Raw genomic sequence first — 14,520 nt, 5'->3', positions numbered from 1 at the left:
TCGGCTACCGGATCTGGTTGATGAGGTCGGTGCCGCGAACGACGATATGTTCGCCTTCGTTGATACCCGCGGCCACGATCACGCGGGCTGCGTCTACCGGCACCACGCGAACCGGCCTCGGCTCGAAGCGTTCGGGCTCTGTGTGCAGCCAAACGATATTCTCACCGCTGCCGCTTCGAACGACGGCATTGCGCGGCACGACCAGGCCCGACACCGGCGCTCCGGTCTGGACCATCACATTCAACGGCTGACCGATGTTGAGACCTGCCGGTGGCTCCGGAATGGCGAACTGAACCACGGACGCATGCTGGCGCAGCGCCCGGCTCGTCCCGACGAAGCTCAGCGCAATCTGCTTCCCGTTCGGGGCCATTGCCGTTGCCGCTTCAGGCTGCTTCAAGCCGATTTCGTCATAGGCGAGTGCCTCGACCCAAAGGCTGCGGGGGTCCGCGATCTGAAACAGGACGTCTTGCGGCTGTATGACCTGGCCCGGCGCGACCTTGGCTGCGGTGATGATGCCATCGGTCGATGCCCGCAGCTCCTCGAAGCCGGTGCGGGAATTGCGAACGGTCTCGCGGCGCGCCCGCAGACCCTCCAATTCGCTTTCGAGGTCGTTGACCTGCCCTTGCGGCACCGCGCCGCGTTCTGCCAGCGGCCGGAGACGCCGCAGCTTGTTGTCCGTGATCGCCATCAGCTGTTCGATCTCGCCGACCTTCTCGAGGATCGTCGTGCGATCGGCGATTGGCAGATGCGGCTCGATCCGGAGGAGCAGATCGCCCTTGCGGACGGTTTGCCCGATGCGGGGGATGCCGTCATCGCCCGGAACCACGCGGCCCCCGTAGATGCTCTGCACGATACTGCTGCGGTTGGGGTCGGCCATGACGCGGCCGATCAGGGTGACGGCGGGATGAATCGTCTGCGGCTCGGCTGCAGCGGTCCGTACCTCGAGCAGGCGCTGCGTGGGCTTGGCCGCGAAGACGCTGCCGTCTTGCAGGCGTCGCGGGGCATCGCTCAGCGCGGGAACATCAGGCGGATTTGGTTGCGTTGCATTGGTCCGGCCCTCGCCGAACATGATTGCGGCGAGAATGACGAAAGCCCCCGCCGCCACGGCGGACATGGAGACCGCCATGAAGCGGCCACGCCGCTTCCAATAGGCGAAGAGACCGCCGAAGCCCAAGGCGGCGAGCACGGACGCGGCGATGGCGGCTCGGGTCGAGAGAAGCCAGCCGGACGCGTGCTTCTGCTGCGCGGGCCGGGCCTCTGCACGCGGTATGAACGAGTCGACCAGCAGATCATTTCCCCTGCTAGCGTTGATCGAGAAGATCACCTCGACCGATCCGGACGGTGTGCCGTTCGGAATCGGGGCGGTGTAGACGCCGTCCTGGCGGCTCGATGCCTCGATCGGGGCAGAATCGCCGATCGTGACTTGCAAGGCGGCGTCCGAGACCGGCTCGTTCGTCGCGGCATCATCGATGAAGACGGACAGCCTGGCGTCTTTCAGGATGCCGACCACTTCGTAGAGCTCGGAGCGCGCGGCAATCCTCGGATAGGCTGAGGACACGACCGCCGTCTTCTCGGCGTCGCCGTGATCGTGCCCCTCATGGCCAAAGGCGCCCGACAAGCCAAAGACCAGGCTCGCCAACCAACAAGCGCCAGCCAGCCCAAGAGCTGCGAGCCGCCCTTTCGGGCAGCGCTGATTCATCAACATCGAAAGATCCTTCAGACATGCGAAAAGGCGGCGGCCGAAGCGCCGCCGGGACTACGCGATGCTGAAGGTACTTGGTGGCCGGACGAGTCCGTCGGGGCGCACCCCGACAATGGCCCGCGCGAGCGGCAGGTCCATGGCGCCGAGCACTTCGAAGACGCTAAGCAGGTGAATGACCTGCGCTGATGCGATCGAGGTGCCAAACATGTCCCAGGCCACGCCGGAAGCGCCGTCCTCGTCGTGATCCGGCCCGTCATGGACGTGGCCTTCCGCGTCGTCGCCGGCGTGGGAATGCACGTGGCCTGCCAATTGATCGTGGAAATGCAGGGAACCGCTGAGCGTGACGGACGGCATCGGCATGGCGCCAACAGCCGCCTTCACCTGCGAGACCGAAATCAGGGCCGCCTGAAGCACAAACGCAGATATCGCCACGAACATGGCCGTTCTGGCGAGTTGACGAAGATGGCGGAGGATATCGTGCGGCACGCCGAAAAACTAGGCGAAGCCGACCGCGAATTCAAGGCGACGCTCGCATCGCGTGGGAAGTGGTCCAGACACCCTCTCCGTTCGCACGAGGAGCTGCCGCCGCCCGACATCCGGCAGCCCGCCTGCCTTACTTGAAGTGAAATGCTTCACAAGCCGCAATCCGGGATTGCGGTAGCCTCGTGCCATGGGGCGTGGTGAGTTGGAGGCGACAATGGAGCAGGACCTTCCGAAGCAGGCAGCGCGCACCCGATCCCCGGTGAAGGCGGCGGGTATCTGGCAGAGAATTCAATCCTGGGACAGCCGCCTCTCGGTCACCAAGGGACTGACGGCCGTGACCCTGCTGACCGGCTTCCTGGGCGGATATTTCCAGTATCTGAATTCCTATGAGCAGAAGGTCGGCGAGCAGGCCAAGGCGGACATGCAGAAGGCGACCGACACCTTCCTTGAGATCTCGGACGCCTTCGCCGACGTGCAGATCCAGCAGGAGACCATGCTGCGCGAGCAGTTCGGCTCGCTGAAGGCGCAGGCAAGCCCCGCTTTGATTCCGGTGGACTCCAAGACATTCGGCTCGCTCTCGGACTATTGGAAGGCGCGCACGTCGCTGCGGCGGAACGGCGCCATCTTTGCGCGCAAGGCGGAGATCTACATCGACTGGCCCAGCGACCTCGGGCGCGATCCGGCCGCGGAGCACACGCTCGACCAGGATCCCCTGACGGCAACGCTGCTCACCAAGTACAATTTCAATTGCGATTCCGAAGACAATCTTCCGCAGTTCAGAGGCGCGATCTTCAATGGCGCCGATCCCGGACGCCCCAGCGACGAATTGTGCAACGACCCGACGGCCAATGGGCTCAAATCCTACGTCAACCTCTGTGCCAGGCGGGCGGACGGCGAGATCGATGCGTTGCAGAAGGTCGTGACCATCAACTGGTGGAGCGCCAAGCACCACGTCCTGGTGATGCACCATTGCTTCGAGGTGCTCCGCGGCGGGCCGAATGCGTTGCAAGCTCCGGCGTCCGGCAACGACGTGCCGAACGATCGCAAGCTCGACAAACCACGCGACAGTAATGAGCACAGGCTGCAGCTTCAGGCCCGCCGGCTGGACGCGTTCATGACGCTGACCATGGCGCAGCTGGATCGCATCAGGGTGCGATACCGCCCCACCGGCTTCTTCTGCCATGTTCCGCTCGCGCGCGATGCCATCGGCTATTTCAGCAACCAGTGCCTGCCGAACCAGCCGGTCACGAGCGAGCGCAGCTGAGCCGTACCGCGGAGACACCTTCCGGCGCCGCAGCCGGCGTGATCGGCCTGTCATGACGGCCTGTTAGCGTCGGCCGTGTCGATCAACCCGAAAGGACAATCCATGGATCTGAAGGCCGGCGATGTCGTGATGCTGAAATCCGGCGGTCAGCCGCTGACCGTCGCGGAGGTGAAGGAGAACGAGGCGCTGTGCCTGTGGATGGGCATGGAAGGCGACCTGTTCCGCGAGACGCTGCCGCTCGCCGTGCTCGTGCAGGTGGAGGAGGACGACGAAGACGAAGACGATGACGAGGAATAGGCACTTCTCCGACTGCATTCTCGTGCGAGCCGAGTTCGGCTCCGGCGCGCCCGATGTCCGCTTCCCTTTCAACACAGGGCGATAGCGGACATCGCTGGATGTCGCAGAAGCGCAAGCGATGGATTTCGCAAGCCAAGCTCGCCGCCAATGGCTCGACGGTGAAGGCGCCGTGCGTCGAGGGCCTCACCGCGGCCCTGATGACGGGCGCGGGTTGATCAGACGAGGATACGAGGCGCCGCCGTGGCTTTGTCGCCGGAATTCGGCGTCCCCGTCGGTTCGATCAAGAGGATGTGCACTTCCCCACGCGCCACCGGCCGGTGCTCAACGCCCTTCGGCACGACAAAAACCTCGCCGGGGTTGAGGGTGACGGTGCGGTCCCGCAGCTCGATGTCCAGCGTCCCGCTGAGCACGAGAAAAAAGTCGTCCGTGTCCTCGTGCTTGTGCCAATGAAACGGCCCCTCGAGCTTGGCCACCATGATGTCGTTATCGTTATAGGTCGCCACCGTGCGCGGGGAGAAGCGATCGACAAACGTTGCGAGCTTCTCGGCGAGATTTGCGGGTGCCTTCATCGCGTTTCCTCAGGTGAAAACTTCCAGCTCATATGGTGACGGGTTATGCTCCTGGAAGGGATAGCACGACGTGCTTTGGGAGCTTCATATGACGCCTTCAAGGAGCACCATGGATGAGGATCGCGATTGTCGGAAATGGCGGTGGTCCGCTCAAAATGAAGCTTGGACCATTGATTGACAGGTGCGATCGAGTCGTTCGCATCAACGAGTTCCGGACCAACGGTTATGAGGAATCGGTCGGTCACGCGTACGCTCGGGAAGTCGATTATTTCAGTCAGCTTGTGCAGCGGGGGGCGATAACGAGACTTGATGTTCGCGCGCCCTGACGGGCTGCTGCATAGCGCTGTCAATGGCAATGAGGGCTTGCGATGACGGCATTGCCTGAGAGCTGGCCGGATTGTCGGCTGACGATGCTGCTCACCGCACCGGCGGTGAGCAAATGACGACATGGATCGAGGCGGAGGGTTTCGCGACGGCGAAACCCTCCTGCGAGCTGATGCCGATCGGATCAGAACCGATAGTTGATGCCGCCCTTGGCTGTATGAAGCTGAACCTCGGTATCCGTGAACGACGCTCCGGGGAATGCAAGAGCATTGCCGTTCGACTTTCCGAGATTGATGTAGATGTACTCGGCCTTGAACGTCCAGCGCGGGTCGAAAGCCCATTCAACGCCGCCACCCGCGGAGAAGCCCACCTGGACCTCCGACGAGGACGCGCTTCGCGTCAGGGCCGGGAAGAAGCCGTTGAAATTGGCGATGTTCGGCGTGGCGAGATTGGAGGTGAAGATGCTGTTCTTGACGTGGCCCCAGGCGAAGCCACCGGTACCGTAGATCAGCACATTGTTCGCCGCGTATCCGAGACGTCCGCGGACCGTGCCGAAGACATCGATTTCCTGCTTGAGATTGAATACGCCGGTGAAGGCGCCATTGTCGCCGCCGATCGTTCCGGTGACGCTGAAGGGGCGGCTCGCCGTCTCCCTGATGGCTGCGCCGCTGACATCCGCTTCCAGACCGTACACGAACGTGCCGGACTGCCAGTTATAGCCGATTTGGCCGCCGCCGAATCCGCCCTTGGGGCTCACATCCAGGGTGAACGGCCCAGTCCCGCCCGTGACGACATAGCCGGGCACCGTCCCGGTTGCGAGCGCGCCCGGATCAAAGGTCGCGGTCGGATCGCTCCAGCCATAACCGCCATGCACGCCGGCGTAGAAACCGGTCCAGCTGAATGCGACCGGCGCGGGCGGCGCCTTGGTGTAAGCCCTGCCGAGATCGGCCGCGAAGGCGCCCTGGGACAGACACAGCGCCGAGGCCAGAAGGGCAGCAGAGACGATGGACTTCATAACTTCCCTCAATGTTGTGCGCCGTGACAAGGCAGGGCCTCGCCGCGCGAGCACCGGTAGAACCGCCTATGACCGGTCATGCGCCAATTATTGTATTACAAGTCGATTGTTAGACGTGATCCAACGTCTTGGCTGTAGCGGCGGAGACACAGCGTGGAGCTGCGGAACACGGTTCACGCGCGCGAAGTTCGCCTGACGCGACGCGGTCCAGATTGTAGCGACATCAGGTACTCCTCAGACGCCAAGAACGCCATTTCAGCCGGCGGCGCTAGACCATCAGCTGCCTCGCCGCTGCCGAGATCATCACCAGCCCGCCGGTGATCACGGCAGCATCGAGAATCGCCGCGTGAATCTGCAACGGCATCCGTTCGACGAAAGCCCTGGCCAGGAACGCGCCGGGCACGGCCATGCCGCCGATCAGCAGCGCCAAGGCGAGCACCTGCGCGGTGACGGCGCCGGCTAGGCCGAATACCGAGATCTTGATCAGGCCGGTCCCGAGCGAGATCATCGCGTCGGTCGCAATCACGGCGGCGCCTTCGAGCCCTGCGGCCATCAACAGCGAGAGCAGGATCACGCCGGAGCCCGAGGTGCCGCCGACCAGGACGCCATAGCCGACCGAGCCGGCGGCAAGCCCGGCGTCGCCGATCCTGACATCGCGGCGGCGGAGCACGCGGCGCAACGGCACGCTCAGGATCAGCATGGTGCCGATCACGAGCGCGGCGCCGGCATTGGTGAGGCGCGTATAGCCGTAGGCGCCGAGTGCGGTGGTCAGCGCGGCGCAGGCCAGCACGATCAGCACGCGGCGGCGGTCGGCATGGCGGACATAGGCAAGCGCGCGGCTCGCATTGGTCAGCATCGCGGAGATCGCGATGATCGGCACGACGGGCTCGGCCCCGACCAGCGGCACCAGCACCAAGGGCATCAGCGCACCGGTGCCGTAGCCGGCGAGACCACCGATGATCGATGCAAACAACGCCATCGCTGCGACCAGCAGAAGCTGCAGAAGCGAGATATCGGCGAAGCCTGAGACGATGGTCAATCTTTCTGGTCGCCTCTGATGCGGGCCACGGCTTGATCGGCGAGCGCGGCGAGCGCGGCTTCTTCCAGCGGGAAATCCGCCGCGAGCCAAGCGTCTTCGGCGAGCGCCAGCACATGGCCGAGCGCAGGTCCTTCGGCGAGACCGCGGGCGATGAAATCGGCGGCCTTCAGCGGAAATTTCGGTGCGGTCCAGCGCTGCGGCAGCTCGGCGAGCGCGCGCCAGCGCGGCGAATGCACGTCAGCGGCGGCGCGTGCCCAGCCCAGCAATACGCGGTCGTGATAACGCTCGGGCCCGAGCCGGTACAGCAAGCGCCGTGCCCTGGCTTCGTCCTTGGTGGCGAAGCGCCACCAGCGGTGCCCCATCGAATCCAGCGCCTTGGCCTCGGCATTGGAGAGCCGCAGGCGCGCAGCGAGGCGCTTGGCGTCTTCGGTGACGGCGACCGCGAGCGCGGCAAGGCGCCGCGTGCTGCTGGGGCTGAGGCCGAGCTCGCGTTCGATTGCGATCATCGTGTCCAGGGGACCGGTATAGACGACGCCGCCGGTCAAGGCCTGCAGCAATCCGCCCTCGGCCATGGCTCGCACGGCCGCAGCCGCACCACCGGCGACCAGCAGCTTGAGCATCTCCATGCGCACCCGCTCGGCCGACAGGCCGGCCAGGCCCGCGCGTCGGCGGATGCAGGCGAGATAGCCGTCGCGGTCGGGCTCGCCGGCACCGAAGGCGGCATGGATGCGGAAGAAGCGCAGGATGCGCAGATAATCCTCGGCGATGCGCTGGTCGGGATCGCCGATGAAGCGCACGCGCTGCGCTTTGGCGTCGTTGATGCCGCCGACATAGTCGTAGACCACACCGCGTGCATCGACCGACAGGCCGTTCATGGTGAAGTCGCGCCGCTCGGCATCCTTGACCCAGTCGCGGCCGAACGCGACCTTGGCCTTGCGGCCGAAGGTCTCGGTGTCCTCGCGCAGCGTCGTGACTTCATAGGGGTGGGCGTCGATCACCAGCGTGACCGTGCCGTGGTCGATGCCGGTCGGCACGCTCCTGATGCCGGCAGCCTTGGCCCGCCGTATCACCTCGTCCGGCAGCGCCGTGGTCGCGATGTCGATGTCACCCGGCGCGAGACCGAGCAGCGCGTTGCGCACGGCGCCGCCGACCACCCGCGCCTCCTCGCCATCGGTGCCGAGCAGCGCCAGGACGCGCGCGGTCCCGCCTGCGGTCAGCCAGGGCGCATCGGCGAGTAAAGGCTCCGCGCTCATCGGCCCGCCCCTATTTTTCCGTGCCCGGCACGAGCTTGCCGTCCTCGATATGGGCGGGGACGTAGGTCGAATCCGGCGGCGCGCCGGAGAATTCCGCCAAGCCGATGAGGCCGGCGATGACCAGCACGATCGCCACCAGCGCAAGACGCGCGACGATCGCGACCGGCCATGAGGAGCGTGCGAACACGCCGGACCGCGTCGCCGCCAGGAACAGCGCATAGACGGCAAAGGGGATGAGGAAGATTCCGATCTCGGTCAGAACCGTCCGGATCATGACGAATAGATCCGCTCATACAGCACACGCAGCATGCCTGCCGTCGCCCCCCAGATGTAGCGTTCCGCGAACGGCATCGCGTAATAGGATCGCGGCGTGCCGCGGAATTCCTTGCTGTGCACCTGGTGGTTCACCGGATTCATCAGGAAGGATAGCGGCACCTCGAAGGCATCATCAACCTCGGAATGGTTGATGCTGAGCGAAAAGCCCGGCCTGACCTTCGCGACCGTCGGCAGGATACGGAAGCCGAAGGCGGTGCCGTAGAGATCGAGATAGCCGAGCGGCTCGACGAAGTCGCGTGACAGCCCGACCTCCTCCTCCGCCTCGCGCAGCGCCGCATCCAGCGGCGAGGCATCGGTCGCGTCGATCTTGCCGCCGGGAAAGGCGATCTGGCCGGCATGGTCGTTGAGATGCGCCGAGCGTTGCGTCAGGAGGATGGTGGGCTCGGGATGATCGACCACCGCGATCAGGACCGCGGCCGGGCGCACCGGCTGCTCGCGCGCGATGATCTCGAGCATCTTGTCGGTGCCGGGATCGCCCGAGGCGGGGATGATGTTGGGATCATAGAGGCCGGGCGGCACGTCGAAGCCCAGCCGCGCCCTGGAGCGGGCGAAGAAATCCGCAGCGCCAAGCGCGACCGGCTCGTTCGTCAGGATAGGGTTGTTCAAATTCAAAGCGCCGCCCTCACCTGCTCCGCATCGGCCATGGCGAAGAACTCGCCGGCCGACTCGACACCGAACATCGGCTGGCCATCGACCATCCGCTCCTCGCCCATGTCAACCAGATCGTAATAGAGCGCGCGCGTCACCTTGGCCCAGAGGTCGGCGCGAACGTGCAGATAGGGCGTCAGCCCGCCATCCTCCGCCTGCTCGAAACGCAACCGGTGCGCCGCGTCGCAGGTGACCCAATCGTCGACATTGGTGCGGAAGCGCAGCACGCGATGGCTGCCCTCGCCGTCCTTCTGCATCTCGACCGCCATGAACGGCGCATCGTCGACGCGGATGCCGACCTTCTCCACCGGCGTGACCAGGAAATGCTTGTCGCCCTCGCGCTTGAGGATGGTCGAAAACAGCCGCACCAAGGCGGGACGCCCGATTGGCGTCCCCATGTAGAACCAAGTACCATCGGAGGCGATTCGGATGTCGAGATCGCCGCAAAACGGCGGATTCCACAGATGCACCGGAGGCAGGCCCTTTTTGGCGCCTTCGGCACTGGCAGCGCTTTTGGCGGCGGCCGTCAGCCCCTCGAGACCGCGATCGGCGCTCTGCCCTTGGTTCGCCATGGTTTGCCCTGACTTTGTGATTGGCACGATTGGTGCAGGTCTACGTTGTACTTAGGCGCGCGGTTCCATCCGGAAAAGTCCGGTGTGGAGGTCGCCACTTCGTGATGCCGTACATAACCCGAAGCCGATAAGGTGGGGATAGGTTAATTCAACGAATACATGGCCTTCCTGCAAGTCTAGCATGGGGCCCATGATCTGGCGTGATGACCTGACGTGACAGGCTGACGATGCAAGCAAGCCGCGTGGCAGGCTGAAGGAGCAAGCGAATGGCGGAGAGTGTCGAGAAACTCGAGGACGGGATCGTCCGTTCGGCCGAGCAGGTGTCGAGCCAGGTTCGTGCGGCCAAGGACGCGATCGCCTCCGTCATCTTCGGCCAGGATCGCGTGATCGAAAACACGCTGGTCACCATCCTCTCCGGCGGCCATGCGCTCCTGATCGGCGTGCCGGGCCTTGCCAAGACCAAGCTGGTGGAAACGCTCGGCGTCACGCTCGGTCTCGACGCCAAGCGCATCCAGTTCACGCCCGATTTGATGCCCTCGGACATCCTCGGCGCCGAAGTGCTGGACGAGAGCACCGCGGGAAGGCGCGCCTTCCGCTTCATTGCCGGTCCCGTGTTCGCGCAGCTCCTGATGGCCGACGAGATCAACCGCGCCTCACCGCGCACGCAATCGGCGCTGCTGCAGGCGATGCAGGAGCAGCACATCACCGTCGCCGGCGCGCGTCATGATCTGCCGAAACCCTTCCACGTGCTCGCGACGCAGAACCCGCTGGAGCAGGAAGGCACCTATCCGCTGCCCGAAGCCCAGCTCGACCGCTTCCTGATGGAGATCGACGTCGACTATCCCGACCGCGATGCCGAGCGCCGCATCCTGTTCGAGACCACGGGCGCGGAGGAGACGCTGGCCAAGGGCGCGATGACGCCCGATGCGCTGATCACCGCGCAGCGCCTGATCCGGCGCCTGCCCGTCGGCGATTCCGTGGTGGAAGCAATTCTCTCGCTGGTGCGCTCGGCCCGCCCGGGCCCGGACTCCGGCGAAGCCGGCAAGTTCATTGCCTGGGGCCCCGGCCCGCGCGCCAGCCAATCCCTGATGCTGGCGGTGCGCGCGCGTGCACTGATCGACGGCCGCCTGGCGCCCTCGATCGACGACGTGCTCGATCTTGCCGAGCCCGTGCTGAAGCACCGCATGGCGCTGACGTTCCAGGCGCGCGCCGAAGGCCGCACGATTCCGGACGTGATCCGGCAATTGAAGACACGGATCGGTTGATGGCAGGGGAGAACGGGCGGGCGGCGAAGGAGATCCTGGCGATCCGACGTGCCGATGGCGAAAGCCGCACGCTCGCCGCTTCGTTGCCGCGCCTGGTGCTCGAGGCCCGCCGCATCGCCGCCAACGTCATCCACGGCCTGCATGGACGGCGCCGCGCCGGCTCGGGCGAAAACTTCTGGCAGTACCGCCGCTTCGTCTCGGGCGAACCGTCGCAGAACGTCGACTGGCGCCGCTCGGCGCGCGACGACCATCTGTACGTGCGCGAGCTGGAATGGGAAGCCTCGCACACGGTCTGGATCTGGCCGGACCGCTCGCCCTCGATGGCGTTCGCCTCGAAGACCGCGCGCGAGTCCAAGCTCGAGCGGACGCTGATCGTCGCCTTTGCACTGGCCGAGCTGCTCGTCGCCGGCGGCGAGCGCGTCGGCATTCCCGGGCTGATGGCACCGACCGCAAGCCGCAGCGTCATCGACAGGATGGCGCAGGCGATGCTGCATGACGATGCCGACCGACTGAGCCTGCCGCCATCCTTCGTTCCGGCCGCGCTGGCCGAGATCATCGTGCTGTCGGATTTCTGGTCCCCGATCGCCGAGATCAGGACGACGCTCGCGGGGCTCTCCAGCTCCGGCGCGCACGGCACGATGGTGCAGGTGGTCGATCCCGCCGAGGAATCGTTCCCCTATTCCGGCCGCGTCGAGTTCGTCGAGCCCGAAGGCTTCGGCGTGATCACCGCCGGCCGCGCCGAGAGCTGGGCGCAGGACTACACCGCGCGCCTCGCGCTGCACCGCGACCAGATCCGCGCCGAGACCAACAAGCTCGACTGGCTGTTCACGACGCACGCGACCGACCGTTCCGCCGCCGAGCTCTTGCTGTTCCTGCATGCGGGCATGCAGGTGAGCAAGTCCGGCGCGCGCACCACGACGATCAAGGCGGGGCCGGCCGCATGATGGGATTGCCGCTCGCCTTCACGCAACCGCTGCTCCTGATCGGCCTCCTCAGCCTGCCCGTGCTGTGGTGGCTCCTGCGCGTGATGCCGCCGCGGCCGCGCCGCATCGAGTTTCCGCCGACGCGGCTGTTGTTCGACATCACGCCGCGCGAAGAGACGCCCTCGCGGACGCCATGGTGGCTGACCGCGCTTCGCCTGCTCGCCGCCGCGCTGGTGATCTTCGCCGCCGCCGGCCCGATCTGGAATCCGCAAACGGGCGTCGCCGGGAGCAAGGCGCCGCTGATGATCATGTTCGACGACGGCTGGAGCGCTGCATCGCACTGGGACGTCAGGATCAGGACCGCCGACGAGCTTATCGCCAATGCCGACAATGACGGCCGCGGCATCGCGCTGGTGCCGCTGTCCGAGCCGAACCGCGACATCACCCTGATGCCGGCGGGTGCGGCGCGCGTCGCGCTGCGGCAGCTGGCGCCAAAGCCCTATTCGATCGACCGCGTCGAGACGCTGGCCGCGGTCGACCGTTTCCTCAAGGTCACCGGCGACTGCGAGATCGCCTGGCTCTCGGACGGCGTCGACACCGGCCGCGGCGAGGACTTCGTGGCCGGCCTCGGCAAGACCATCGGCGACCGCAGCCTGACCGTGTTCGAAGGCGGCACCTCCTCGCCGCTGGCCCTGGTCGCCGCCGAGAACGCCGCGGCGAAGATGACGGTGAAGGTGCTGCGCACCGACAGCGGGATTGCGGTCGGCACGGTACGCGCGCTGGACCAGAAGGCGTCGCCGATCGGCGAAGCGCGCTATTCGTTCGGCCCGCAGGACAAGGAAACCGAGGCGGCGTTCGACCTGCCGGTCGAGCTGCGCAACGACATCACGCGGCTCGAAATCTCCGGCGAGCGCTCGGCCGGCGCGGTGCAGCTGCTCGACAAGCGCTGGCGCCGCCGTGCCATCGGCATCATCTCGGGCGCGACCAGCGAGACCGCGCAGCCACTGCTGGCGCCGACCTTCTATCTCACCCGCGCGCTGGCGCCATTCGCCGACGTCCGCCTCGCCGACAAGGGCTCGCCGCAGCAGGGCATCACGCAGTTCCTCGACCAGAAGCTGCCGATGATCATCCTCGCCGATGTCGGCACGATCGCGCCCGAGCTGCGCGAACGCCTCAATGCCTGGGTCGACCAGGGCGGCGTGCTGGTGCGGTTCGCTGGGCCCCGGCTGGCACAGGCGGAGGACGACCTCGTGCCGGTCAAGCTGCGCAAGGGCGGCCGCACGCTCGGCGGCAGCCTGACCTGGGAGAAGCCGCAGCATCTCGCCTCCTTCGCCGCCGACGGTCCGTTCGCCGGGGTCGCAGTGCCGAAGGACGTCACCGTGAGCCGGCAGGTGCTGGCCGAGCCCGATGCCGTGCTCGCCACCAAGAGCTGGGCCTCGCTGGAAGATGGCACCCCGCTCGTCACCGGCGAGCATCGCGGCAAGGGCCTCGTCAGCCTGTTCCACGTCAGCGCCGACATGCGCTGGTCGGATCTGCCGATGTCGGGCACCTTCGTCGAAATGCTGCGGCGGGTGGTCGACATGTCCGGCTACACGTCGAAACCCGGCGCTGGCGTTGCCGGCGAAGCGACCACTGAGACGGTGGCGCCGCTGCACATCCTCGACGGCTTTGGCGCGTTCGGTCCGCCGCCAGCGACGGCCAAGCCGCTTCCTGCTGACTATCGCGACCGCGCCACATCAGATCATCCGCCCGGCTTCTACGGTCCGGCAGAAGGACCGCTCGCCGTGAACACGCTTGCCAGCGCCGACCGCATCGCCGCCCTGAACACCGCGAGCCTGCGCGCCCGGCACGCCACCTACACCAATGCCGAGCCGCGCGATTTGCGCGGCTGGCTGCTGTCGACGGCGCTCGCGCTGTTCCTGATCGACGCCATCATCATCGCGGTGCTCGGCGGCGGCATTGCCGCGCTGCTGCGCCGCCGCGCCGCGCCCGCGATGATCGTGCTCGCCCTGCTCGCGGGATTCGCGGCGCTCTCGCCGGCGCCGTCGCGCGCCGACGGCGTATCCGACGAGTTCGCGATGAAGGCGGTGTCGCAGACCCGTCTCGCCTATGTGGTCACGGGCAATGCGGACGTCGATTCCATCGTCAAGGCGGGAATGAACGGGCTAACGCTGTTCCTGGCCCAGCGCACTGCGCTCGAGGCCGGCGATCCCGTCGGCGTCGATCCCGCGCGCGACGAGCTCGCGTTCTTCCCGCTGATCTACTGGCCGATCGTGCCGGGCGCGCCGAAGCCGCCGCAGGACGCCATCAACAAGATCGACGCCTACATGAAGCAGGGCGGCACCGTGCTGTTCGACACCCGCGACGCGATCGAGGCGCCGCCCGGCGCCAACGGCGCGGCGCAGACCCCGGCCATGCAGACGCTGCGCGAGATCCTGTCCTCGCTCGACGTGCCCGAGCTCGAGCCGGTGCCGCGCGAGCACGTGCTGACCAAGACCTTTTACCTGCTGCGCGACTTCCCCGGCCGCTTCACCGCCGGCCAGACCTGGGTCGAGACCTTGCCGCGCGAAGACGACGATGAGAGCGCGCAGCGGCCGGCGCGCGGCGGCGACGGCGTCTCCCCGATCATCATCACCTCGAACGACCTGGCCGGCGCCTGGGCGGTGCGGCCCGACGGACAGGCCATGCTGCCGGTGACCGGCGGCGACGCCCGCCAGCGCGAATTCGCCTACCGCGCCGGCGCCAACATCGTGATGTACACGCTGACCGGCAACTACAAGGCCGACCAGGTGCACGCTCCGGCGCTGATCGAACGGCTGGGGCAATAGGA

General features: G+C 66.4%; 15 protein-coding genes. 6 read left to right on the top strand and 9 right to left on the bottom strand.

Annotated features, from left to right (window positions below):
* Positions 1–4 precede the first annotated feature (4 nt).
* Together P0R31_RS27560 and P0R31_RS27555 are read right to left on the bottom strand one after the other, a co-directional pair.
* A complete protein-coding gene (locus P0R31_RS27560) occupies positions 5–1,705 on the bottom strand; it encodes an efflux RND transporter periplasmic adaptor subunit (protein ID WP_275517534.1) in 1,701 nt (566 codons plus the stop codon).
* A 51-nt stretch (positions 1,706–1,756) separates the two neighbouring features.
* Entirely contained in the window at positions 1,757–2,140 is a 384-nt protein-coding gene (locus P0R31_RS27555; RefSeq protein ID WP_275517532.1) for a hypothetical protein, read from the bottom strand.
* 259 nt (positions 2,141–2,399) lie between these two features.
* Here P0R31_RS27555 and P0R31_RS27550 point away from each other — a divergent pair, with 259 nt between their 5' ends.
* Positions 2,400–3,449, top strand: a complete 1,050-nt coding sequence (locus P0R31_RS27550) for a hypothetical protein (RefSeq protein WP_275517531.1) — start codon at positions 2,400–2,402, stop codon at positions 3,447–3,449.
* A 102-nt stretch (positions 3,450–3,551) separates the two neighbouring features.
* A complete protein-coding gene (locus tag P0R31_RS27545) occupies positions 3,552–3,746 on the top strand; it encodes a DUF2158 domain-containing protein (protein WP_275517530.1) in 195 nt (64 codons plus the stop codon).
* Between the two features lie 215 nt (positions 3,747–3,961).
* Here the strand turns inward: P0R31_RS27545 and P0R31_RS27540 are convergent, their stop codons facing one another.
* Positions 3,962–4,315 carry a cupin domain-containing protein gene (locus P0R31_RS27540; RefSeq protein WP_275517529.1) on the bottom strand — a complete coding sequence of 118 codons (354 nt, stop codon included), beginning with the start codon at positions 4,313–4,315 and terminating at the stop codon, positions 3,962–3,964.
* A gap of 113 nt (positions 4,316–4,428) precedes the next feature.
* On the opposite strand from P0R31_RS27540, the gene P0R31_RS41110 reads away from it, so the two are divergent.
* Positions 4,429–4,641, top strand: a complete 213-nt coding sequence (locus P0R31_RS41110) for a glycosyltransferase family 29 protein (RefSeq protein ID WP_430516865.1) — start codon at positions 4,429–4,431, stop codon at positions 4,639–4,641.
* A gap of 182 nt (positions 4,642–4,823) precedes the next feature.
* Here P0R31_RS41110 and P0R31_RS27535 read toward each other — a convergent pair whose 3' ends face one another.
* The 6 genes from P0R31_RS27535 to P0R31_RS27510 form a co-directional block, all read right to left on the bottom strand.
* The gene (locus tag P0R31_RS27535) at positions 4,824–5,654 is read right to left on the bottom strand and encodes an outer membrane protein (RefSeq protein ID WP_275517528.1); all 831 of its coding nucleotides are present in this window, start codon (positions 5,652–5,654) and stop codon (positions 4,824–4,826) included.
* Between the two features lie 268 nt (positions 5,655–5,922).
* Entirely contained in the window at positions 5,923–6,693 is a 771-nt protein-coding gene (locus P0R31_RS27530; protein WP_275517526.1) for a sulfite exporter TauE/SafE family protein, read from the bottom strand.
* Positions 6,690–7,946, bottom strand: coding sequence for a CCA tRNA nucleotidyltransferase (locus tag P0R31_RS27525; RefSeq protein WP_275517524.1), 1,257 nt, complete (start codon positions 7,944–7,946; stop codon positions 6,690–6,692). The genes P0R31_RS27530 and P0R31_RS27525 overlap by 4 nt, the downstream gene beginning before the upstream one ends.
* Before the next feature lie 10 nt (positions 7,947–7,956).
* Positions 7,957–8,220, bottom strand: coding sequence for a DUF6111 family protein (locus P0R31_RS27520; protein WP_036013774.1), 264 nt, complete (start codon positions 8,218–8,220; stop codon positions 7,957–7,959).
* Positions 8,217–8,888 (bottom strand): CoA pyrophosphatase, encoded by a 672-nt coding sequence (locus P0R31_RS27515; protein ID WP_260376360.1) that lies wholly within the window; start codon positions 8,886–8,888, stop codon positions 8,217–8,219. Before P0R31_RS27515 ends, P0R31_RS27520 begins: the two co-directional genes overlap by 4 nt.
* Before the next feature lie 2 nt (positions 8,889–8,890).
* A complete protein-coding gene (locus tag P0R31_RS27510) occupies positions 8,891–9,502 on the bottom strand; it encodes a DUF1285 domain-containing protein (protein WP_275517522.1) in 612 nt (203 codons plus the stop codon).
* Positions 9,503–9,768: 266 nt separating this feature from the next.
* Here P0R31_RS27510 and P0R31_RS27505 point away from each other — a divergent pair, with 266 nt between their 5' ends.
* From P0R31_RS27505 to P0R31_RS27495, 3 genes are read left to right on the top strand one after another with little or no spacing between them, the layout of a single operon-like run.
* Entirely contained in the window at positions 9,769–10,767 is a 999-nt protein-coding gene (locus P0R31_RS27505) for an AAA family ATPase (RefSeq protein ID WP_036013780.1), read from the top strand.
* Positions 10,767–11,711: a DUF58 domain-containing protein gene (locus P0R31_RS27500; protein WP_275517520.1), complete on the top strand. Its 945-nt coding sequence runs from the start codon at positions 10,767–10,769 to the stop codon at positions 11,709–11,711. The genes P0R31_RS27505 and P0R31_RS27500 overlap by 1 nt, the downstream gene beginning before the upstream one ends.
* Positions 11,708–14,518: a DUF4159 domain-containing protein gene (locus tag P0R31_RS27495; protein WP_275517519.1), complete on the top strand. Its 2,811-nt coding sequence runs from the start codon at positions 11,708–11,710 to the stop codon at positions 14,516–14,518. The genes P0R31_RS27500 and P0R31_RS27495 overlap by 4 nt, the downstream gene beginning before the upstream one ends.
* The last annotated feature ends 2 nt before the right edge of the window (positions 14,519–14,520 follow it).

It is taken from the genome of Bradyrhizobium yuanmingense, assembly GCF_029167105.1.
In the GTDB taxonomy this organism is placed as follows: domain Bacteria; phylum Pseudomonadota; class Alphaproteobacteria; order Rhizobiales; family Xanthobacteraceae; genus Bradyrhizobium; species Bradyrhizobium yuanmingense_A.
Note: the sequence above shows the minus strand (reverse complement) of the source record. Positions and strands in the feature narration are given on the sequence as shown.

Bases quoted from the DNA above. Each gene is read 5' to 3' on its own strand.
- P0R31_RS27500 (WP_275517520.1), top strand. From the start codon at position 10,767: ATGGCAGGGGAGAACGGGCGGGCGGCGAAGGAGATCCTGGCGATCCGA.
- P0R31_RS27505 (WP_036013780.1), top strand. From the start codon at position 9,769: ATGGCGGAGAGTGTCGAGAAACTCGAGGACGGGATCGTCCGTTCGGCC.
- P0R31_RS27555 (WP_275517532.1), bottom strand. From the start codon at position 2,140: ATGTTCGTGGCGATATCTGCGTTTGTGCTTCAGGCGGCCCTGATTTCG.
- P0R31_RS27510 (WP_275517522.1), bottom strand. From the start codon at position 9,502: ATGGCGAACCAAGGGCAGAGCGCCGATCGCGGTCTCGAGGGGCTGACG.
- P0R31_RS27495 (WP_275517519.1), top strand. From the start codon at position 11,708: ATGATGGGATTGCCGCTCGCCTTCACGCAACCGCTGCTCCTGATCGGC.
- P0R31_RS27560 (WP_275517534.1), bottom strand. From the start codon at position 1,705: ATGTTGATGAATCAGCGCTGCCCGAAAGGGCGGCTCGCAGCTCTTGGG.
- P0R31_RS27525 (WP_275517524.1), bottom strand. From the start codon at position 7,946: ATGAGCGCGGAGCCTTTACTCGCCGATGCGCCCTGGCTGACCGCAGGC.
- P0R31_RS27535 (WP_275517528.1), bottom strand. From the start codon at position 5,654: ATGAAGTCCATCGTCTCTGCTGCCCTTCTGGCCTCGGCGCTGTGTCTG.
- P0R31_RS27545 (WP_275517530.1), top strand. From the start codon at position 3,552: ATGGATCTGAAGGCCGGCGATGTCGTGATGCTGAAATCCGGCGGTCAG.
- P0R31_RS27540 (WP_275517529.1), bottom strand. From the start codon at position 4,315: ATGAAGGCACCCGCAAATCTCGCCGAGAAGCTCGCAACGTTTGTCGAT.
- P0R31_RS27520 (WP_036013774.1), bottom strand. From the start codon at position 8,220: ATGATCCGGACGGTTCTGACCGAGATCGGAATCTTCCTCATCCCCTTT.
- P0R31_RS41110 (WP_430516865.1), top strand. From the start codon at position 4,429: ATGAGGATCGCGATTGTCGGAAATGGCGGTGGTCCGCTCAAAATGAAG.
- P0R31_RS27550 (WP_275517531.1), top strand. From the start codon at position 2,400: ATGGAGCAGGACCTTCCGAAGCAGGCAGCGCGCACCCGATCCCCGGTG.